18 protein-coding genes are annotated in these 20,044 nt (G+C 49.1%); 12 read left to right on the forward strand and 6 right to left on the reverse strand.

The features are described 5' to 3' along the window. Positions 1 to 89: 89 nt before the first annotated feature. Positions 90 to 1,409, reverse strand: a complete 1,320-nt coding sequence (gene sufD / locus J7619_RS25390) for a Fe-S cluster assembly protein SufD (protein WP_291205529.1) — start codon at positions 1,407 to 1,409, stop codon at positions 90 to 92. Positions 1,410 to 1,468: 59 nt separating this feature from the next. Beyond that, positions 1,469 to 2,227 (reverse strand): Fe-S cluster assembly ATPase SufC, encoded by a 759-nt coding sequence (sufC, locus tag J7619_RS25395; RefSeq protein WP_291205532.1) that lies wholly within the window; start codon positions 2,225 to 2,227, stop codon positions 1,469 to 1,471. 258 nt (positions 2,228 to 2,485) lie between these two features. On the opposite strand from sufC, the gene J7619_RS25400 reads away from it, so the two are divergent. Next, positions 2,486 to 3,937, forward strand: coding sequence for an arginine deiminase family protein (locus J7619_RS25400; RefSeq protein ID WP_291205535.1), 1,452 nt, complete (start codon positions 2,486 to 2,488; stop codon positions 3,935 to 3,937). A 126-nt stretch (positions 3,938 to 4,063) separates the two neighbouring features. Further along, entirely contained in the window at positions 4,064 to 5,020 is a 957-nt protein-coding gene (gene ctlX, locus J7619_RS25405) for a citrulline utilization hydrolase CtlX (protein WP_291205538.1), read from the forward strand. 59 nt (positions 5,021 to 5,079) lie between these two features. Here the strand turns inward: ctlX and J7619_RS25410 are convergent, their stop codons facing one another. Further along, the gene (locus tag J7619_RS25410) at positions 5,080 to 5,538 is read right to left on the reverse strand and encodes a hypothetical protein (RefSeq protein WP_291205541.1); all 459 of its coding nucleotides are present in this window, start codon (positions 5,536 to 5,538) and stop codon (positions 5,080 to 5,082) included. Between the two features lie 231 nt (positions 5,539 to 5,769). Here J7619_RS25410 and J7619_RS25415 point away from each other — a divergent pair, with 231 nt between their 5' ends. Together J7619_RS25415 and hemW are read left to right on the forward strand one after the other, a co-directional pair. Then, positions 5,770 to 7,842, forward strand: a complete 2,073-nt coding sequence (locus J7619_RS25415; protein WP_291205544.1) for a TonB-dependent receptor — start codon at positions 5,770 to 5,772, stop codon at positions 7,840 to 7,842. Next, on the forward strand, positions 7,842 to 8,966 hold the full coding sequence (gene hemW, locus J7619_RS25420) for a radical SAM family heme chaperone HemW (RefSeq protein ID WP_291205547.1): 1,125 nt from the start codon (positions 7,842 to 7,844) through the stop codon (positions 8,964 to 8,966). The genes J7619_RS25415 and hemW overlap by 1 nt, the downstream gene beginning before the upstream one ends. 46 nt (positions 8,967 to 9,012) lie before the next feature. On the opposite strand, the gene J7619_RS25425 is transcribed toward hemW, so the two are convergent. Continuing rightward, the gene (locus J7619_RS25425; RefSeq protein WP_106598032.1) at positions 9,013 to 9,432 is read right to left on the reverse strand and encodes an OsmC family protein; all 420 of its coding nucleotides are present in this window, start codon (positions 9,430 to 9,432) and stop codon (positions 9,013 to 9,015) included. Positions 9,433 to 9,695: 263 nt separating this feature from the next. Here J7619_RS25425 and J7619_RS25430 point away from each other — a divergent pair, with 263 nt between their 5' ends. Both J7619_RS25430 and J7619_RS25435 read left to right on the forward strand, forming a co-directional pair. Continuing rightward, positions 9,696 to 10,241: a hypothetical protein gene (locus tag J7619_RS25430; protein ID WP_291205551.1), complete on the forward strand. Its 546-nt coding sequence runs from the start codon at positions 9,696 to 9,698 to the stop codon at positions 10,239 to 10,241. 85 nt (positions 10,242 to 10,326) lie between these two features. After that, complete coding sequence (locus J7619_RS25435) at positions 10,327 to 10,947, forward strand: DUF1684 domain-containing protein (protein WP_291205554.1); 621 nt, start codon at positions 10,327 to 10,329, stop codon at positions 10,945 to 10,947. A 70-nt stretch (positions 10,948 to 11,017) separates the two neighbouring features. On the opposite strand, the gene J7619_RS25440 is transcribed toward J7619_RS25435, so the two are convergent. Further along, positions 11,018 to 11,569 (reverse strand): YcxB family protein, encoded by a 552-nt coding sequence (locus J7619_RS25440; protein ID WP_291205557.1) that lies wholly within the window; start codon positions 11,567 to 11,569, stop codon positions 11,018 to 11,020. A 238-nt stretch (positions 11,570 to 11,807) separates the two neighbouring features. On the opposite strand from J7619_RS25440, the gene J7619_RS25445 reads away from it, so the two are divergent. The 6 genes from J7619_RS25445 (at position 11,808) to J7619_RS25470 (ending at position 17,052) form a co-directional block, all read left to right on the forward strand. Continuing rightward, complete coding sequence (locus J7619_RS25445) at positions 11,808 to 13,862, forward strand: BatA domain-containing protein (protein WP_291205560.1); 2,055 nt, start codon at positions 11,808 to 11,810, stop codon at positions 13,860 to 13,862. A gap of 82 nt (positions 13,863 to 13,944) precedes the next feature. Continuing rightward, entirely contained in the window at positions 13,945 to 14,220 is a 276-nt protein-coding gene (locus tag J7619_RS25450; protein ID WP_291205563.1) for a hypothetical protein, read from the forward strand. Beyond that, positions 14,165 to 14,602, forward strand: coding sequence for a type II toxin-antitoxin system VapC family toxin (locus J7619_RS25455; protein ID WP_291205566.1), 438 nt, complete (start codon positions 14,165 to 14,167; stop codon positions 14,600 to 14,602). Before J7619_RS25450 ends, J7619_RS25455 begins: the two co-directional genes overlap by 56 nt. 119 nt (positions 14,603 to 14,721) lie before the next feature. Continuing rightward, positions 14,722 to 15,861 carry a 5-(carboxyamino)imidazole ribonucleotide synthase gene (locus J7619_RS25460; RefSeq protein WP_291205569.1) on the forward strand — a complete coding sequence of 380 codons (1,140 nt, stop codon included), beginning with the start codon at positions 14,722 to 14,724 and terminating at the stop codon, positions 15,859 to 15,861. Positions 15,862 to 15,870: 9 nt separating this feature from the next. Further along, positions 15,871 to 16,362 carry a 5-(carboxyamino)imidazole ribonucleotide mutase gene (gene purE / locus J7619_RS25465; protein ID WP_291205572.1) on the forward strand — a complete coding sequence of 164 codons (492 nt, stop codon included), beginning with the start codon at positions 15,871 to 15,873 and terminating at the stop codon, positions 16,360 to 16,362. 60 nt (positions 16,363 to 16,422) lie between these two features. Then, a complete protein-coding gene (locus J7619_RS25470; protein ID WP_291205575.1) occupies positions 16,423 to 17,052 on the forward strand; it encodes a LysM peptidoglycan-binding domain-containing protein in 630 nt (209 codons plus the stop codon). Positions 17,053 to 17,134: 82 nt separating this feature from the next. Here J7619_RS25470 and J7619_RS25475 read toward each other — a convergent pair whose 3' ends face one another. Further along, positions 17,135 to 20,044 (reverse strand): outer membrane beta-barrel protein, encoded by a 2,910-nt coding sequence (locus J7619_RS25475; RefSeq protein ID WP_291205578.1) that lies wholly within the window; start codon positions 20,042 to 20,044, stop codon positions 17,135 to 17,137.

The raw sequence follows: 20,044 nt of genomic DNA on the forward strand, positions 1-20,044 counted from the left end.
ATTCGTCATTTAAGAAAAATACCCAACCCCAAAAATGGCGGTTGGGTACCAGGAAATGTATTAATTCGGGTATTCAAACCCGCTAAAAGCTATTTTGAAGCCAGCTTCTGCGTGATCACGTTTTCGAGGTATTCACGAACCGAATCGATCTTGATCTGCTGCACTACGTCAGCACAGAATGCAAACATCAGCAGCGACATGGCCTCCGATTGCGAAATCCCGCGGGAGCGCATGTAAAACAACGCTTCCTCATCGATTTGCCCGGTAGTAGTCCCGTGCGAGCATTTCACATCGTCGGCAAAGATTTCCAGCTGTGGTTTGGTGTTCATCGTCGCGTCCGGCGAGAGAACGATATTCTTGCAAGACTGGAACGCATTGGTTTTCTGCGCGTCAGGCCGAACGAAGATCTTTCCATTGAAAACACCTTTCGATTTATCACGCAAAATACCTTTGTAAAGCTCATTGCTTTCCGAGTTAGGCTTTTGGTGGTCGGCAACGGTATGGTTGTCAACATGCTGGGAGCCATCCGGGAAGTACAGGCCGTACATATGCGCATCGCAATGCTCGCCATCGAGAACGATGTTCAGGTTATTGCGTGTGAACTTGCCGTTCAATGTCACAGTACCTGCGTAGAAATGCGAGCCATCGAGCATACGCACCTGCGTAGTGCCCACGTGGTAAGCATTCTCGCTCTCGTTTTGTACTTTATAATATTGCACGTTGGCTTCTTCCGCCACGTGAATTTCAGTCACTGAATTGGTAAATGAGCGCTGGTCGCCCAGTGTACGGAACGCTTCTGCCAGTTTCACGTGCGCATTTTTACCCACTGAAATGATATTCCGCGGCTGGCTGCCCACATTCTGCTCACGCGCATCGCTCACGAAACGCAGGATAATCGGGTGCTCTACCGACTGGTTATCAGGAATATGGATAAACACGCCGTCCTGCGTAAATGCGGTATTCAACGCAGTGAATGCATCGTTGGCATCCTTGGTTAGCTCATTGAAATACGATGCCACCTTCACCGGATCGTTTTTATACGCCTCCGAAAGCGCGCTGATCGTAATTTTTTCAACGGGTGAAATGATCGTTGAAAGCTCCGCTTTGTAGCGGCCATTTACGAAATAGAGGATATTCGCTTCCTGTTTGGGAACTTTCAGGTCTTCCAGCTCGGCAAGGCCGATAGAGCTTTCCGCATTGAAATCATAAGAAACACTGATCAGGTCTCTTACATTGCTATATTTCCACTCCTCGTGCTTGATTGTCGGGAAGCCTAATTGCTCAAAAAGGGCCAGTCCTGCGCGCTTTTTTTGGTGAAATTCAGAAGACGCCTCACCGTTCATCACCGCCTCACGCGCATGAAAATCAGTGATCAGTCTGGTTTTTAAATCTATGGTCTCGGTACTCATCGATAATGGGGTATGGTGCTGTATGGGGTTAAGTTTTGGATAGACAATGCGCCTTATACTTAACCTACCGCTTCAACTTCCGCTTTGATCCAATCGTAACCTTTTTCTTCCAGTTCGAGCGCAAGCTCCTTCGGTCCGGATTTGACGATTCGTCCTTTGTACAACACGTGTACATAGTCAGGCACGATATAATCCAAAAGGCGTTGGTAGTGCGTTACAACGATCGTCGAACGCTCAGGTGAGCGAAGTGAGTTAACACCCTCTGCCACAATGCGAAGCGCATCAATATCCAGACCAGAATCGGTTTCATCGAGGATCGCCAGTTTCGGTTCGAGCACCGCCATCTGGAAGATTTCGTTGCGTTTTTTCTCACCGCCGGAGAATCCTTCGTTCAATGCACGTTTCAGCAGGGAGTCGTTCATGCTCACCAGCTTGGCTTTTTCGCGCACCATTTTCAGGAACTGCGCGGCGTCCAGCGGAGCTTCACCTTTATATTTACGGATTTCGTTAACAGCCGTTTTCAGAAAGTTAATGGTCGTAACGCCCGGAATTTCCACCGGATATTGGAATGCAAGGAAAATTCCTTCAGCCGCTCTTTCCTCAGGCGCCATTTCAAGGATTTCTTTTCCGTCAAAAACTACATTTCCGCCAGTAACCTCGTACTCTTCCCTTCCTGCCAACACCGAAGCCAAAGTACTTTTACCGGAACCATTGGGCCCCATAATCGCATGCACTTCACCCGGCTTGACTTCCAGATTGATGCCTTTTAATATTTCCTTACCTTCAATGGAGGCACGCAAGTCATTAATAGAGAGCATAACTGATTTATACTTAAAAGATAGTTCGTGGTAATTTCCCGCAAAAGTAATACGCATTAGCCGTAAATGAAAATGAGCGTCAATGTCTTAAACCGCGGGACACTCTTTTTGTACAACCTTTTTAAGTGGCAGGATGTTCCCGTACAAGAGATATTTATGCCTTAAATGGTCAGAGAATAAACGGGTTGAAGAAACGCCGGTTTTTAATTCCCCAAGAAACATTTACTTTGTGCCCCCAGCGTTCCAAACACTTCATTTATGGCTATTAATCCGATATCCGGACTTCCCATCGGCGTATCCTCCGAAACAGGCACCCTTCAAAGGCTGCTGATCCACAGTCCTGACCGTGGCCTGGGCAAAGTAGTACCCAGCAAAGCGCAGGACTGGCTTTTTGAGGACATCGTGCACCTGGACACCATGCGCAGGAAAGAGTACGATTATTATGTAAAATTGCTTCTCTACTTCCTCGACCCGGAAAAAATCAAAGGCAAGCTCGCCGAAATTAATGACGATCCGACACGTTCGTTCTTCATTCCCGGTACGGATAAATACTTCGCTTCCGACCACGTGGTGGACATTCAGCGGCTGCTTGGCGACATATTGGAAGACCCGAATATCCGCATTAAACTCACCGCCGCCATTTGCGGTATCGAACGCTGCTCCTACCAGATCCAGGAAGAGCTGCACGGTTTCGATGCACATGAGCTGGCCCGTATTTTCATTTCAGGATATTGTTCGGACAAAAGAATGCTTTTCGCGCCGCTGCCTAACCTGATTTTCACGCGCGACATCGGCATTGTGATCAACGACCACATTCTGCTCAACAAGCCGGCCAAAGCAGCGCGGACGAGAGAATCCATACTGGCACAGTTTGTATTCTTCTACCACCCGATGTTTGCCCACATCCGGAAAAATATCATTGAAATACCCGAAAACGAGCGGCATTTCCTGCTACCAGACGACGAAAAGGCCAGTGACTACAACCGCTGTACGCTTGAAGGAGGTGACGTGATGATGGTAGCACCAGGGCATTTGCTGATCGGTTGCAGCGAACGCACATCCATTTACGCGGCGCAACAGGTGATGAAGATTTTGTTTGACAAAAATGTGGTTAAAAAGATTACCATCATCAAAATCCCTAAAAAACGGGATTATATGCACATCGACACCATTTTTACGCAGGTTAAAAAGGATACCTGGGTGCTGTTGAGCGCGCTGGCTCGCGTGGGCGACGAGGCTAAGAAAAAAGACGTACTGCATTTCTTTGCGCCTGTGGATGTGAATAAGGAGTTCAGGATTCTGCAATTTGTCAAAGGCAATGAGCAACAGCCGCGGGAAATCGAAAACCTGGAAGATTTGCTGACCGAAATCAGCCGTGACGATCTCGGCGTCAGTGGCAAAGTCCGCTTTATTTACTCGGGCGGCAATGAATTCCCCTATGGCGAGCGCGAGCAATGGACCGACTCGTGCAACCTGCTCGCATTGCGCGATGGCGTCGTGATCGGCTATGATCGCAACGATAAAACGCTCGAAGCATTCAAAAAAGAAGGTTTTAAGGTAATAACCGCCAAAAGGTTGCTCGAAAAGTTCGAGCACGACGGGCTTGCGCCCGAAGACCTTACTGACACATTCATCACATTACCCTCGGCGGAGCTTTCCCGCGCACGCGGCGGATCGCATTGCATGAGCATGCCGCTGCTTCGTGGGTAGCTGCCTGACACGCGAGATTTACCCGATTTTACTATTGTAATCGAGCCGTCAGAATCGTAAATTGCATACAGGACAATACATGACTTTGTTCTGACAATACATTCCCAATCACTACCAGATACTCCTATGCGCGTCATCACTTCATCCGCTCAAATCCAGCCGCAGTCGACATGCCGGATCATGATGATCAGGCCTGTGCGGTTCGGTTTCAATGAGGAAACCGCCGGAAGCAACGAGTTTCAGCAGGAGTCGTTCGCGCAGCAAACCAAAGGCACAGCCCAGGAAACGGCCCGCGAAGAATTCGACCTGATGATCGACCAGCTGCAAAAAGCCGGTCTGGAACTGCATATTTTTGACGATACCGACGAGGTGGACCGCCCCGACGCTGTTTTTTCCAACAACTGGGTTTCGTTTCATCAGAGCGGAAAAGTGGTACTGTACCCGATGATGGCCGAAAACCGCCGGCTGGAACGCCGAAACGACATTATCGAATCGCTTGCCGGCGATTTCAAAGTGGAAGAAGTGATTGATCTGACTCATTTCGAAGCGGAGGGCAAGTACCTGGAAGGCACTGGAAGCATGGTATTCGACCGCCGTTACAAGATCGCCTACGCGTGCCTGTCCCCACGCACGCATAGGGAGGTACTGGATGCGTTTGCGGACGCATTGGGCTATGAAATTATTACATTCTCGGCCTCCGACGAGCACGATAAACCCATTTACCATACCAATGTGCTCATGTGCGTAGGTGATATCTTCGCTGTCGTGTGCCTGGAAGCTATCAAAGACCCGGATGAACGGTTAATGGTGAGGTCGGTTCTGGAAGAGACCCATAAAGAAGTGATCGAAATATCGCTGGAACAAATGCGGCATTTCGCGGGCAATATGCTCATGGTGCGGAATGGAAAGGGCGACAAGTTCCTGGTCATGTCCACGCAAGCCTACGAATCGCTCACGCCCCGGCAGAAGGACCGGCTCGACGACTACGCGCTGTTGCTCCACACCGACCTTTCGGTGATCGAAGGCAACGGAGGCGGCTCCGCCCGGTGTATGATGACCGAGATTCACTTGCCCGTCAGATAATGAAAATGCTCCGAAACAAACGGAGCATTTTTCATTAATCCATAACCCTCATCAATTTATTAGTCCTTCAAATCTGCCTTCACTTTGGCGATCTTTTCTTTGGTGTTGGCCTTGAACTCGTCCCACTTGTCGGCGGTCTCGTTCTGGGCGCGTTTCCAGGAAGCCTGTAATTCTTCTTTCTCGGCATTCAGCTCCTTTTTGCGCTCTCGCCATTTGGCTTTTTCCTTGTCGGCGGCCTTGTCTATTTTGGCGTCGGCTTCTTCTATTTTACGGTCGAGCTTGCCGATAGCGTCGTCGATATCTTTCTTCAAATCGTCCTTATCCTGCTTCACTTTGGCCTCAAAATCATCCCCTGCTTCCTTGATATCGGCTTTGGCGTCAGCCACGTTTTCTTCCATATCGTTTTTCGCTTCCTCCACGGTCTCTTTCGCGGAGTCTTTTGTTTTGTCCGAGCAGCTCGTCAACGAAAGCGTACCGACGAGTAGCAGAGAGGCGACAATCCAGGTGATCTTTTTCATGTTTTTGGGTATTAAGGTTGGTTGCAATTACTATGTGAATGCCATTGCCTGAGCAAAAATCTTACCAGCGCGCATGGCGTATACGCACGTAGTTTTTGTGGAAATTTCTTCTCAGACCGCCGGAAGTCGGTGAACTTCGCATCATACTGCACGGTTAACCGGATAGCGATGGGTTGAAACTGTTGGCATTTATGATCAGCTTTGCATTTTATTGATATCCCCTAAACTCTTATGTTCAAAATCTCTATTACCGGCGTTCTTGCGGCTTTTATCATTTTCCACGATTCGGGTCCGGCATTCGCCCAGAGCGATTCGTTGCAAGCGCGCGACCTGCGCGAGGTCACCGTGCGTGCATTTGAATCCGAGAAAGACCCGCTTACCACTACCGCAACCGTAGGAATGCTTACGCCGCGTTCACTGGGCCGGTTTTCCAATTATACGTGGGCGAATGCGGTCAACACGATTCCGGGTGTGCGCATGGAAGAGCGCTCGCCGGGCAGCTACCGGTTTTCGGTCCGCGGAAGCCTGATACGCTCACCATTTGGTGTGCGCAATGTGAAGTTTTACTGGAATGGTATCCCCTTCACCGATGCGAGCGGCAATACCCCGTTGAACTCGGTCGACTACGGCGCTATTCAAAGCATGGAGGTGATCAAAGGGCCGGGTAGCAGCATTTATGGAGCAGGTACCGGGGGCGTGGTGCTTATGCATAGCCGCCCCGACAATGAATTTCAGAACCGTGCGGAACAAAGCGTGAGTTTTGGCAAATATGGTTTCCAAAGCCGCAATTCCACCTTGCAGATCGGTGATATTTCCATTCAATATGGTCACAGCGAGCAGGACGGCTACCGCAACAATAGCGGCATGGTGCGCGATGCGATACGGTTTACATCCACTTCCAGCATTGGCGAGAAAGGCACTTTGTCGCTGTTGGGAATGTATTCGGATTTGTATTACCAAACTCCCGGGGGAATCAACCTTGCGCAGTATCAGACAGATCCCAAACTCGCCCGTCAGTCGACGCCGACCGTGCCGGGCAGCGAGGCTCAAAAAGCAGCGATTTATACCCGACTCGCATTACTGGGCGGCAATTATGTATTGCCACTATCGGAGAAATGGACGCAATCCACAGCACTATATCTGACTTTCACGGATTTTGCCAACCCATTTATTTCCAACTTCGAAAAAAGGGATGAAAATGGCATTGGCGGACGAAATATCTGGCAAAACAAATCGGAATGGGGGAATGTGAAAACCAACTGGACCAGCGGTTTCGAATGGCAATATGGTAAATCGGCGCAGCGCAATTACGACAACAAAGGTGGCATTGCCGACAAGCAGCAAACCGTAGAGGATATCCGCACCACAAATCTGTCCGTATTTAGTCAATTGGAAGCCACTCTGCTCACCGACCTGACCCTGAGCGCAGGTTTGAGCTACAATACTTCGAGATACAAATACGAACGCTATTTTCCGCTCCCATTCAACAAAGATCAGAAGACTTTCGACGGCATATTCATTCCCCGTTTTGCGGCCAACAAGGTGATCGCCGGCAACTGGTCGGTTACGGCCTCATACAGCGGTGGGTTCTCCCCTCCTACTTTGCAGGAAGTGCGCCCGTCGGCGGGTGGTTTCCGGAAGGACCTGGAAGCTGAAAAAGGTAACAATACTGAAATCGGCATCCGGAAAGTGGGAAAAGTCATTTCCGGGGAAATCAGCCTGTATCATTTTGGGCTGCGCAATGCGATCGTGCGCAGGCTCGATGAAGCGGGGGCCGAGTACTTTGTCAATGCAGGAAAAACCAGGCAGAACGGCGTGGAATGGAACATCAATTGGGACATCCTCTCCGATCCAAAACTGCCAGTTATGCTGAAACTCTGGAATACGGGGACTTACACGAAATATACTTACGAAGAATTCCGGCAGGCCGACGCAGATCTGAGCGGGAAACTCATCCCGGGAATTCCGCGTTTCTCGCAGTCGACAGGCCTGGATGTATTGCTCAAATACGGCATTTCCGCATTCCTCACCTACCAGCACGGCGATTCGTTCTATCTCAATGATGCGAACACGGTTAAAAACACCGCTTACAACCAATGGATGGCGCGTGTTAGCTGGAAGAAAAGTTGGGGAAAACATTTGTACAGTGAACTGTCGGCATCCGCAGAAAAGGTCAATGCGGGCATTTACAGCCTTGGCTACGACCTCAATGCGTTCGGGAACCGCTATTACAATGGCGCGCCGAAAAACAACCTCTGGGCTGGTGTGAAGATCGGCTGGGAGTGGCAGAAAAACTCAAAATAATGCATTTATACATCCATATCCCCTTTTGCAAACAGGCTTGCCACTATTGCGATTTCCATTTCAGTACCAACACCACCCACAAACGTGCCGTAGTGGAGGCCATCGCGCGGGAAATCGTTTTGAGGCAGTCCTATTTGCCGGACGGGGATATGGAGACCATCTATTTCGGCGGGGGTACCCCCTCAATGCTCGATGAAGTGGAGCTGCGCTTCCTGCTTGACACCATTCACCGACAATTTCGGGTAGCGCCCAATGCCGAGGTAACGCTCGAAGCAAACCCGGACGATTTGAATGCGGCCACCCTTCAAATGTTTGCCCGAGCGGGTATTAACCGCCTCAGCATTGGTATTCAATCATTTCACGAGCCGCATTTGCGTTTTATGAACCGTGCGCATTCCGCGGTCGAAGCCGAGCAATGCGTCAAGGTGGCTCAGGACGCGGGTATCGACAATATTTCCATTGACCTCATTTACGCCATCCCCTCGGAGAATCACGACATTCTGCTGCGTGATTTGTCCAAAGCATTTACACTGAACGTCCCGCATATCTCAGCTTACTGCCTTACCATCGAGCCGCAAACTGCTTTTGGTAGCTGGCTGAAAAAGAAGAAGATAAAACCTATCGAGGAGGAATACGCGGCCCAGCAATTTGAAATACTCATCGGCGCCCTCCGTGAAAATGGTTATGAGCAGTACGAAATCTCCAATTTTGCCCGAAACAGCCTTTACAGCAACCATAACAGCTCTTATTGGAAACAGCATCCCTATCTGGGCGTAGGCCCGAGCGCGCACTCGCACAATGGCGTTAGCCGCGAGTATAATATTTCCAATAATACCAAATATCTCGAAGCAATCCGGAACGACCATATTCCGGCAACGGTAGAGACGCTTTCTCCTGCTGACCAGACCAATGAGTACCTGTTGACCGGACTGCGGACCAAATGGGGCGTTGAATTACAAAAACTGGAAGCACTTTCGGCAGGAAAATTCGGAGTACAGGCCGAAGAGGAATTAGGAAGGATAACCCGGAAGGGCTGGATCAGGGAAGATGCCGGGATATTGCTGCTCACCGAGGCCGGCAAACTCTTCGCCGACCGCATTGCAAGCGATCTTTTTATTGATTGAAATCGGTTCGCCGGGCTGTCATGCCCTGGCGAACCGATTCATTGACTTATACCAGCTCTGCGTTCAATGTAATTTCGGCATTAAGCAACTGGGAAATAGGGCATTCTTTCTTCGCTTTGTCGGCAACCTGCGCGAACTGCTCGGCGCTGATACCCGGAACCTGTGCTTTCAGGTCGATTGCGCTTTTGACAACCTGGCCCTTTGCAGGGTCCAGCGAAACGGTAGCGGTGGCGTTCAGCTCGTCGGCTGTGAAACCGGCAGCATTCAGTTCGAAGCTCAGCTTCATCGCAAAACATCCGGCATGTGCAGCTGCAACCAGCTCTTCGGGGTTGGTTCCCTTACCGTCCGCGAAGCGGGTATTGAAAGAGTACTGGGTATTTTCCAGAACTGTGCTTTGCGTGCTGATCGTACCTGTACCTTCTTTGCCGGTACCTTTCCAAATGGCTGTTGCTTTACGGTTAATCATCGTTGTTCCTTTAATGTTAAATCCTAAATCGTTGTTTCCGGGAAAAGTAGCATGCAAACGATATCTACGCAAACAATCCCTGCATTAAAAACACAATAATTACTTACCGTCCTCTGTTCCAGTATGTGCCTCCTTGTGATGCGTGGTACGGCGTTTTTTAGTTAACAAAGGTTAATGCCCGATCGGGATTTAAACTTTATAATTGCATCATTATCTAATCACAAATTTTTAACAGATTTCTCATTTTTCTCAACTCACGAGTCATGAACAGAAAACTCTTGCCCCTATTGTTACTCGCTGTCCTTGCATTATTTCAAAGTTGTACTGGTCCGAAAGGAGACCCAGGCCCCCAGGGCGTTCCAGGAGATTCTTACGTGGGACAAACTTTCGATATTGTTAAAGTTGACTTTACCGCGGCCAACAAGTATTCCTATACATTAAATTTCAAACAGCAGAATATCAAGGTAGTGCCAACGGACGCGGTACTTGTATATGTGTATTGGAACGATGCGGGAGGCCTGAAAGCCTATCGCCCGCTACCTCAGACAGCCTATCTTACCAATCCGAATGGCATTATTACTTACAGTTTCGATAGAACTGACGACGACATGATGATCTTCATGGACGGCAATGTGAACTTGGGCAGCTTGGCAACCGACTGGACCCGGAATTTCGAGTTTCGTGTAATAGTCATTCCTTCCGACCCGCTCAAACGTGCCAATGCAGAAGTGGATCTGAACAACTACGAAGAAGTTGTGAAAGCATACAACATCGACGAATCGAAAGTGAAGAAAATTTCAGCTCAATAAGGAAAAAGTTCCCGCATTTTTGGGTTTTTGGAATAAATTTTATAAAATCCGGTAAAAATTACCGGATTTCTTTTTTCTCTACCGTATGAAAGTTGTTTTTAGCACACTGTTTACAGTTCTGGTCGCGGCGTTTGGATCACAAGCACAAACTTTTTCCGAAGAGACTAATCAGTACAGAAATCATTACAAGGAGGAGTTCCTGCACTCGGAGAACTCACCGCTCAAAGCAGCGGATTTGTCCTATTTACAATTCTATGAGCCCGATTCCACGTATCGCGTGGTAGCTCATTTTGAAAAAGCGAAAGGCAAATCCTTCGAAATGCCGACTTACAGCGGAATGAATAAGACCTATGTCAAGTACGGGGTATTGAAATTCAAGGTAAATGGCCGTAGACAAAAACTGACAGTGTACCGCAGCCTTAGCCTGCAACAACTTGCCAAATACAAAGATTATCTTTTTGTTCCTTTTAAAGACAAGACCAACGGTGCCGACACCTATGGCGGTGGCCGCTACATCGATCTGAAAACGACCGATCTGAAAGGAGGAACCTGTGTCCTCGACTTCAACAAGGCCTACAACCCCTATTGTGCATACAGTACCGGCTACAACTGCCCGATCCCACCGCTAAACAACCATCTGGCGATCGCGGTTGCGGCAGGCGAAAAGAATTTCACCAAGCAACATCACGAAGCGAGCATCAAATAGCTTCGGATCAAATTTCAACAAAAGAGGCCCGACTTTAAAAGCCGGGCCTCTTTTGTTGAATGCCGTCGAATCAGGCTTTCAAAATTTCTTTTTGTTTCAAAATCCGTTCGAAAACTTTGATATCGTGCTCCGAAGTGAAAATATTGAACGGCAAATGCAGGAATTGTCCTTTTGAAATGACCAGCACATAGGCGTCCTTATCCTTATAACCTTCCAGGATCTGCTCCCATTTCATCACGCTACCCTCCTTCATGTTCAACTTCATGATGATCTGACGGTTGTCGATCTCGTAAGAGAACTTCTCGAACATCGGCTTGTACTGCGCCAACTGCGTGATGCCCGTAAACTGGATCAACCAGAACAACACATAAAGGAGAGAAGCAACCACAACGGTGAAGTAAATCCACAAATTGGGATAAATGCCTGTGAGGCTGATCACCGCATTGATCAGGATCAGAGCCACGGGTACCAGTACCCATTTAAGCTGCGTCTTGAAAAAATAACGCATGGCCAGGGAAATGTATTTTTGGGTAGGTAAGGCGTACTTCTTGGTACGAACCGCAGCCGGGTTCGTAGGCATTTGATAGACGGGCTGGTGTTTGTTTACCGAAACTTTGGCCATAACTCTGTTTAAATTAACGATCTTCTCCTTTTGCGACGGGTGTTCAAAACATTGTCCGGGCAAAATGAAGTGCAAAGTTAGAAAAAAGCGCCCGAGATATGAGAAAGCTCCTCAAATAAAAAACTGTTATGAGAATTTGGTGTAATTTGTCTTTACTAACTGCGTTGAACATTTGAAAAGTGCCGTTTTGAAGCCATATTCGGCAACTGATCCTTGAAATAAGACTATCCTAAGCTACATGAGTTTCCTTTTTCCGTCCTTCCTGTGGGGTTTGCTGGCCATATCGGTTCCGATTGCCGTACATATTTTCAATTTCAGGCGGACAAAAAGGGTATACTTTACCAACGTAGCATTCCTGAAAGCGGTTGAAACCCAGACAAAGTCAATCCGTCAGATCAAGCATTGGCTGGTGATGGCCGCCCGAATACTCGCTATCGCCTGTCTGGCATTCGCGTTCTCCCAGCCATTCATCCCCGCGGAAAGCAATGTGGCTGTCGACAGGCGCGGTATTACGAGCCTGTATCTGGATAATTCCCTGAGCATGGAAAGCGAACTGAACAACAAGCGCTATCTCGACATTGCTACCGGCCGATTGGGTGATTTGTTAGGGCTATTCAAAAATGCGACGTCGCTACAACTTGTCACCAACGATTTTTCCGCCCAGGAACAAGGCCTCTACCCTGCCGAAAAGCTGCGTGACCGTCTGACGACCATCGGGCTGTCGGGGACACCACGCACGCTCGAACAGGTTTACAAGCGCCAGGAAAACCTCATGGCCCGCCATTCCCAATCCGGCAAAAATCAGCTTTTCTGGTTTTCGGACTTCCAGAAAAGCACCGCCGGCGACCTTTCGGCCATACAAACCGACTCGACCAACCAGATTTTCCTCGTGCCTGTGCAAGCGGAAGCCGAAAAGAATGTATTTGTAGATTCGGCCTGGCTCAATACCCCGTTCATCCGCGAACTTCAGAACAATATATTATTCGTCAAAGTGAGCAATTCCGGCAACCGCGAGGCGCGGAATGTGGTGCTCAGGCTCAGTCTCGATAATACCCAGGCGTCGACGGCGTCTGTCAATGTACCTGCCAATGGCAGCGCGACTGCGAAGTTTAATTTCAATCTGAAAGGAAAAGGATATAAAAAAGGACAGATCACATTCGACGATTTCCCTGTCACATTCGATAACGACTACTATTTTGTACTCAATGCCTCGCCGCTCATCCGCGTGCTGCACGTGTATGGGCAAAAGCCGGAAGGAAATTACATCGAGAATGTTTACGCCAACGATAGCCTTTTTACACTCCAGAGTTACAGCGCCCAGAATGTGGACCCGGGCCTGATCAAAAACTCGGACCTGGTAGTACTGGAAGGTGTGACGCAGCTCTCCGGAACCTTGCCGCAGGATTTGCAGGACTTTGTAAGGCAAGGTGGGAGCCTGGCAATTATTCCTCCCGCCTCACCAGCGGCCGACAGTTACGGACGTTTCCTGAGCGTTTTGGGGATGAACGGAATCACTTCGGAAAAAGCCCAGGGCGCTCTCCCACTCGCAGTACCCGACCGCAATAATCCGTTTTTCAGCGATGTTTTCGAGGAATCGATGCGGCAGGAAATGAACCTTAACCTGCCCAATGCATTGCCTGTGTGGAGCTGGGCAAGCGCTGGGCAGCAGTTGCTCACTCTGCGCAATGGACAGACTTACCTTAATCAGGTGCTGGCGGGCTCCGGAAAAACCTACCTATTCGCGGCACCTTTAAATCAGGAGAATGGGAATGTGGCCCAGCACGCCATATTTGTGCCTGTAATGTATAAAATCGCCGCTTCGAGCGTAAGGCAGCAGCGGACCTCATTCACTTTCGATGAGAATCCGATCAGTCTGACGATCGATAAACCCAAGCCCAATTCTGTTTACAAACTAAGGCGCAACAAAACCGAGATAATCCCTGTGCAGCGCGTGGCTGGCAACCAGTTGTTACTCGAAATCCCGCAGGGTGACCAGGCCGCAGATGGTCTCACTGCCGGCTATTTCGAGCTTGTCCTGGATAACAAAACAGAACAGATTATCGCCCTCAACCACAACCACGCCGAGTCCAGACTACAATATTATTCTCCCGACGAGTTGCGGGCCGCATTTTCCGGAAAAAAGAACATCCAGGTCTTCGACCGCATCGACGATGACGCCTTTTCCACCGCATTCCAGCAACAGAATATGGGGACCAACCTATGGAAGTTCTTTTTGTACGCGGCGCTGTTCTTTCTGTTAGTCGAGATTGGGCTGATCAGGTTTATGAAGTAGTAATTATCGTGTGACGATTTAACGGTTTCCTACTCCATTTGGGAATGCGTAAATTTGTGAAAATCAAAAAGAGCACACCACTATGAAAACTCCTTCCCAAAACAAATCTGTCAAAACCGGTAACGACGCTGTGCAGGCGGCATCGTATGATGATCCTGAAGATATGCAGGTTCGCCAATTTAACGAGCCCGGTTTTACTTATGCACGCCTTGATCCCACCAAACACGGGCGCGTAATTTGTGAGGACCTTACACCCGAAGAAGAGGCTATGGCCGATGATCCCAACGTGAAACCTTTCTCACATGTCTCGGACTCTGCCGAATATGTTAGAAGAATCCGTCGGGATTTCAGATCGTGATATGCTTTTGCTGGACACTAACATCCTCATTGATTATTTGAGAGGAAAGCAACCTGCCATCGAGTTTATTGATTGTTCAGGCAAACTCTGCTTTGCGGTTAATACGATCATTGTTCTGGAACTTTATAATGGCTGTCTGAACAAAGCCGAGTTGGCGAAAATCCGTCGTTTGCTTAATGGCTTCATGCATTTTGAATTGAATGAAGCCATTGCACATGCCGCTACGCAGATCGGCCATTCCTTTGCATTATCTCACTCAGTAACTGCGTCGGATGCGCTGATAGCGGCTACTGCATTGGTTTACAACCTCGAACTGCGGACGGCAAACCTGAAAGATTTCCGAATGATTCCGGGGCTGAAAGTGTCAAATACGCTACTTTAACCACATTTCCAAAATAACAACACCTGACTTCCCGAAAATCTCAAACCTGACATTTAGCTCACATCCCTTTTTTCTGACCCGTTTTTAAACGATTTTTGCGGGAAAATATCATTTTATAAATGCTTTCATCCCGAATAGGAATTCTTGGCGGCGGGCAGCTGGGGCTTATGCTTCTCCAAGCTGCTGTGGACTGGAACCTCGATATTCATGTACTTGATCCGGACGCCGAAGCACCGTGCCGGAAAATAGCACCCCACTTTACGCAGGGATCGCTGCAAGATTTTGACACCGTATACAACTTTGGCAAAGAGCTCGACGTCATTACGATCGAAATCGAAAAGGTAAATGTAGAAGCCCTCGAAGCGCTGGAAAAAGAAGGCAAAAAGGTCTATCCTCAGCCTTCGGTGATCCGCCAGATACAGGACAAACGCATTCAAAAGCAATTTTATGCTGAAAAACAGCTTCCCACCGCGGAATTCATTCTGACAGAAAACCGGGATGACGTCTCAAATTACATCTTTTTTCTACCCGCTTTTCATAAACTCGGAAAAGACGGGTATGATGGACGGGGCGTACAACGGCTGACATCGGCTGCCGATCTTGACAAGGCATTCGATAAACCAGGCCTGCTGGAAAAAGCGGTCCCGTTTGAAAAAGAGCTGGCGGTCATTGTCGCCCGGAACGCAAATGGTGAAGTCGAAACTTTCCCCACCGTCGAAATGGTGTTCCATCCTGAACTTAACCTGGTGGAATACCTGTTTGCGCCAGCGGAAATCAGTGACGAAGTAAATGCAAAAGCGCAGGAAATTGCGCGTAAAACGGCCGAAGCGTTCCAGATTGTCGGGCTGCTGGCAGTGGAGCTTTTCCTCACACCGGAAGGCGAAGTGCTCATTAACGAAGTCGCTCCGCGGCCTCATAACAGCGGTCACCACACGATCCGCGCCAATGCGACCTCGCAATATGAACAGCACTGGCGGGCAATCCTGAACCTGCCATTGGGCAGCACCCATGCCTATGGGCCATCGGCTATGGTGAACCTGCTGGGCGAGGACGGACACGAGGGCCCTGCGGTCTACGAAGGCATGGAGAAATTGCTGGCAACACCCGAGGTGTTCCCTTTCCTTTACTGGAAAGCGATCACCAAGCCTTTTCGCAAAATGGGGCATATCACGATCATGGACGCGGATATCGCTTCGCTCAAAGCCAAAGCGGATTTCGTCAGGAACAATATTAAAGTAATCAGTCACAAAACGAAGTAAGACAAACCAATGGTAGGGATTATCATGGGCAGCCTTTCAGATAGAAAGGTAATGCAGCTCGCCGCAGACGCTTTGACGGAACTGGGCGTTTCATATGAAATGGAGATCGTATCCGCACACCGCACACCCGAACGTATGCTTGAATATGCGGCGTCGGCACGCAGCCGCGGGTTACAGGTGATCATCGCAGGCGCAGGCGGAGCCGCCCATTTGCCTGGTATGGTAGCTTCGCTGACCTCCCTTCCCGTAATCGGGGTGCCGGTTTTGTCGAGTAATTCGATAGACGGCTGGGATTCGGTGCTTTCGATTCTTCAGATGCCGGCGGGCGTTCCTGTTGCGACGGTGGCACTGGACGGTGCAAGAAATGCCGGGATTCTCGCTGCACAGATCATTGGAGCGAGCGATGCTGAGCTCGCAAAAAGGCTTGATGCATTCAAAGAGAGCCTGAAAGAGAAAGTTGCGGTGATGAACGAGGAATTGAAAAATCAACTTGGAAACTAGGTTGTCTTTATTATTTTCGTAGAAAATTAACTCCACTAAAAAATAGAATCCGGCCAGGTTATGGAAGACGAATTCCCGAAGAAAAGAAATGTCCGTCCCACTGAAAAGTCGAATCTGCCCATTGTCACATTGCTCGTGTTAGTGTTGCTGGTGCTCGCGATGCTCTATGTCGGCTACGAGTATATTTCTGACAGCTCTTCCAGCTCCGAAGAACTTACCTCGGTAGTCGTCGATTCGACACTCGAAGAAAGCGCCACTGAACCGGTGAGCGATGAACCTGCGCCAACTGAGGAACCGGCCGAAGAAAAGAAGCCCGAGCCGGTGAAAGAAAAGACCGAGGAACCCAAAAAAGAAGAGAAGCCTTCTATCTCGGCCTCATCTATTGGTGGAGAGCAAATAACGCATACCGTTCAAAGCGGTGAGACATTTTCGAGCATTGCCTCGCGCTACAACCTCAAAACGGAAACCTTGCAAGGTCTGAATTCTTCCGTTTCTGATGTAAAAGCCGGCGTCACCAAGCTGAAAATACAAGTAAAAGCGGTTCATACCGTAGGCCCCGGCGACGTGCTTCGCGTGGTGGCCAGCAAATATGGCATTACCAAAGAAGCGCTGATGAAAGCCAACGGCAAAACCCGCGACTTCTCGGAGAGAGGCGAAAAGCTGATCATCCCTTTCCCGGATAAGAAATAGCATTAAGGTATTTTCCAAAGCAAAGAATCCCGGAGCCAACCGCCCCGGGATTTTCTTTGCACTGAATTGAAGGGTTTAATGCCTAATTGTTGAAATCCCTGCCTCCTCCGCCGCCGCCCGGCCCGCGGTCACCACCTCTCGGGTAGCCCATTCCACCGTCGAAATCACGTCTTCTGTAATTTCCGTCGTTGTTGGTCGGCATCTTGCCAAAGTTTCTCAACGTGTAAGTGAATGTGAGCATAGCGTATTGCGTGAGCACGCGGTTGGTGACGTCCTGCACGTAAGTTTCGGTGACATTGCGGGTAATGCTGTTGTTCTGTTTCAAAATGTCGAAAACGGTCAGTTTCAGCTCGCCCGCATTGTTTTTAAGGAATTTCTTGCCGATACTGGCATTCCACAGGGTAAAATTCTGATTGTAACCTGCTCCCAGCCCGCGGTAAGACTGGTTGTTGATATCGCTTTGGAATACAAATCCTTTACCGAATATCCAGTTCACCCGACCGGTAATGCCCTGTGTGTAATAGTTGTTGTTCAGATTGGGCTGGATACTGTTGCGCACCACGTTGTAGTTACCTGAATATGATACTGTAAAATCGAGCTTGTCGCTGATATTGCTGCTCACCACCAGTCCTTGCGAAATCGCATACGTGTTCGAATAGTTGGGCACGTTGTTGATCATACCCGGCGAGCGCACATAATTGAATCCGGTAGTCACGTTCAAATTCAGCTTCAATGGCGCAATCGGTTTGCCGTAGGCGAAGAACGAACGTGCATTCCAGCTGCCGTCCACGTTGATCGGCGCGGTAAACTTGGCGCCTCTTTCGAGGAACAATCCGTTAGGTAATGTCTCGGGTTTCTGTGCAATGTAAGTCGAATTCACGATCGCATTGTTGGTCTGCGTCACGAAAATCATGGCATTCAAACTGTACGGTCTCTTCGCACCTGCCAGCGAGTAGCGAACGTTGACCATATTGCGGTATTCCTGTTTCAGATCAGGGTTACCGGCGGTGAGCGACAGCGGGTTGCTGTTATCGACTACATTCTGCAACTGCGAAATCGATGGCTGGTTGGTCGAACTGCGGAAAAACGCACGGAACTGTGCACCTTCTTTAGACCGGTAGTTAATCATCGCATTAGGCAGAATGTTGGTAAACGACTGGTCAACCTTGTTATTGATCGGTGCCAACTGCTGGCTGTACAGACCGGTATTCTGAAAATCCAGGCCCACGTTGGCCGACCAGCTGTTTTTGCGGTAACGGTATCCCAAACCTGCGCGGTTGGTAATGTAGCGGTTATCAAAATTGTTGGTCAAAAGCGAATCCAGGTCTGAATAGGTCCCGTCGTCATAGCTCATATTATAGGTATCCTTATTCGAATTACTGTTCTGGATCGTTAGCCCATAATTGAACTGTAACTGGCCGGTCGTACTGATCGGCTCGGTATACACCAGGTTTCCACCCAATGTAATGCCATCCGAATGGGTAAAACTCCGCTGATCGATCGTATCGCCCCGCATGACGGTGTCACCCAAAGCCAGGTTATCGAAATAGGTATTTCTGGAATACAAATCACGCCGACCGTTCTTGTCATTCACCTGGGTATTGAAATTAAATGAAATCGTACGACCCTTTTTCTCGAATGCATGACGGAACAAAATATCGTTGGAGAAGTTATATCCCTTGTTGACATTGCTCTGGCTGTTATCGGAGCTGTTGACACTGCTGCCGTCGGAAGCCAATGTGGTAAGCCCGGCCTTCACACTTCCCGAATGGTTATCCTGGAAGCTCAGTCGCGGCGTGATAATGAGTGAGTTTTTGGGATCGATATTGTATTCAATCCGGAAATTCAGCCTGTGGTTGGAGTTGGTTGTATTAGTCCGGCTGTTTTCTTTGTAAAACTGGTTGCTCGTAGCGCCTTGCAGAAAATACTCCTGCGAAAGTCCCTGCACATTGCTGTTGCTGGTTCTGTTAAAGAAGTAGCTGCCACTCACGTCGAATCTTTTGCCTATTTTATTGGAATAGTTTAAACCAAATGAATTGGTACCGGTGATACCGCTCTGGTTCCCTACCAGGAAGTTGCCGGCAGAACCGCCACCTCCACGGTTACCACCGCCTCCCCCGCCTCCGGAAACACCCAGTAAATCCTGGCTCGAAAAGTTCTGATTGTTGATATTGTTGCTCAGACCGATGACAGATATACGCTGATTACCTTTGAAAAAACTCACGTTTCCACCCGCCTGGTAACGATCATCCAGGCCGTATCCGGCGAAAACTTTCCCAAACTGCCCCATGCGCTTGTCGGCCTTGGTGACGATATTGATTGTTTTCTGTGCATTACCGTCATCAAAACCTGTGAATTGCGCCTGATCGCTCAGCTTATCGAATACTTCAATTTTGTCCACAACTTCCGCGGGAAGATTTTTCAGGGTTAATGCAGCATCGTCGCCGAAGAATGGCTTGCCATCCACCAAAACTTTATTGACCGTCTCTCCGTGAGCCGTTACCGTTCCGTTTGTGACGGTAATGCCCGGCATTTTCTGGATCAGGTCCTCGGTAGTAGCGTCCGGATTCGTTTTGAATGCAGCCGCATTGAATTGCGTCGTATCGCCTTTCTGCTCCATCGCGGTCACCTGCCCTACGACTTTCACCTCTTTCAGGTTAGCGACCGCTTCCGTAAGGGTGATAGTCCCCAGATTTTCGACGTCCTTGGTAACTGTAACGATCCGGGAGAAATCTTTATAGCTCAAATAGGAAACCTTGACCAGGTAAGAAACCTGCTTGGTAAGGCCTGTAAACGTGAATTTACCGTTAACATCCGTCGTCACGTATTCCGGTTTCGCATCGGGGGTGTTGCGGCTCACAGCCACATAAGCGCCTACCACCGCTTCCCGGCTGACACTGTCGACAACGCTGCCGGCAATCTGGGCATTTTGTGCGAAGGCCGGGGCGGCGAAACCGGCGAGCAGGAGGACGATGAATGTAAATCTGTTCAT

It is taken from the genome of Dyadobacter sp., from assembly GCF_017744695.1.
Classification (GTDB): Bacteria; Bacteroidota; Bacteroidia; order Cytophagales; family Spirosomataceae; genus Dyadobacter.

What these genes read in the sequence shown, in the direction of transcription:
- sufC (WP_291205532.1), bottom strand. Translation starts at nt 2,227, where the DNA reads ATGCTCTCTATTAATGACTTGCGTGCCTCCATTGAAGGTAAGGAAATA.
- J7619_RS25400 (WP_291205535.1), top strand. Translation starts at nt 2,486, where the DNA reads ATGGCTATTAATCCGATATCCGGACTTCCCATCGGCGTATCCTCCGAA.
- J7619_RS25430 (WP_291205551.1), top strand. Translation starts at nt 9,696, where the DNA reads ATGAACAGAAAACTCTTGCCCCTATTGTTACTCGCTGTCCTTGCATTA.
- J7619_RS25415 (WP_291205544.1), top strand. Translation starts at nt 5,770, where the DNA reads ATGTTCAAAATCTCTATTACCGGCGTTCTTGCGGCTTTTATCATTTTC.
- J7619_RS25440 (WP_291205557.1), bottom strand. Translation starts at nt 11,569, where the DNA reads ATGGCCAAAGTTTCGGTAAACAAACACCAGCCCGTCTATCAAATGCCT.
- J7619_RS25450 (WP_291205563.1), top strand. Translation starts at nt 13,945, where the DNA reads ATGAAAACTCCTTCCCAAAACAAATCTGTCAAAACCGGTAACGACGCT.
- J7619_RS25425 (WP_106598032.1), bottom strand. Translation starts at nt 9,432, where the DNA reads ATGATTAACCGTAAAGCAACAGCCATTTGGAAAGGTACCGGCAAAGAA.
- J7619_RS25410 (WP_291205541.1), bottom strand. Translation starts at nt 5,538, where the DNA reads ATGAAAAAGATCACCTGGATTGTCGCCTCTCTGCTACTCGTCGGTACG.
- hemW (WP_291205547.1), top strand. Translation starts at nt 7,842, where the DNA reads ATGCATTTATACATCCATATCCCCTTTTGCAAACAGGCTTGCCACTAT.
- J7619_RS25435 (WP_291205554.1), top strand. Translation starts at nt 10,327, where the DNA reads ATGAAAGTTGTTTTTAGCACACTGTTTACAGTTCTGGTCGCGGCGTTT.
- J7619_RS25470 (WP_291205575.1), top strand. Translation starts at nt 16,423, where the DNA reads ATGGAAGACGAATTCCCGAAGAAAAGAAATGTCCGTCCCACTGAAAAG.
- ctlX (WP_291205538.1), top strand. Translation starts at nt 4,064, where the DNA reads ATGCGCGTCATCACTTCATCCGCTCAAATCCAGCCGCAGTCGACATGC.
- J7619_RS25455 (WP_291205566.1), top strand. Translation starts at nt 14,165, where the DNA reads ATGTCTCGGACTCTGCCGAATATGTTAGAAGAATCCGTCGGGATTTCA.
- sufD (WP_291205529.1), bottom strand. Translation starts at nt 1,409, where the DNA reads ATGAGTACCGAGACCATAGATTTAAAAACCAGACTGATCACTGATTTT.
- J7619_RS25445 (WP_291205560.1), top strand. Translation starts at nt 11,808, where the DNA reads ATGAGTTTCCTTTTTCCGTCCTTCCTGTGGGGTTTGCTGGCCATATCG.
- J7619_RS25460 (WP_291205569.1), top strand. Translation starts at nt 14,722, where the DNA reads ATGCTTTCATCCCGAATAGGAATTCTTGGCGGCGGGCAGCTGGGGCTT.
- J7619_RS25475 (WP_291205578.1), bottom strand. Translation starts at nt 20,044, where the DNA reads ATGAACAGATTTACATTCATCGTCCTCCTGCTCGCCGGTTTCGCCGCC.
- purE (WP_291205572.1), top strand. Translation starts at nt 15,871, where the DNA reads ATGGTAGGGATTATCATGGGCAGCCTTTCAGATAGAAAGGTAATGCAG.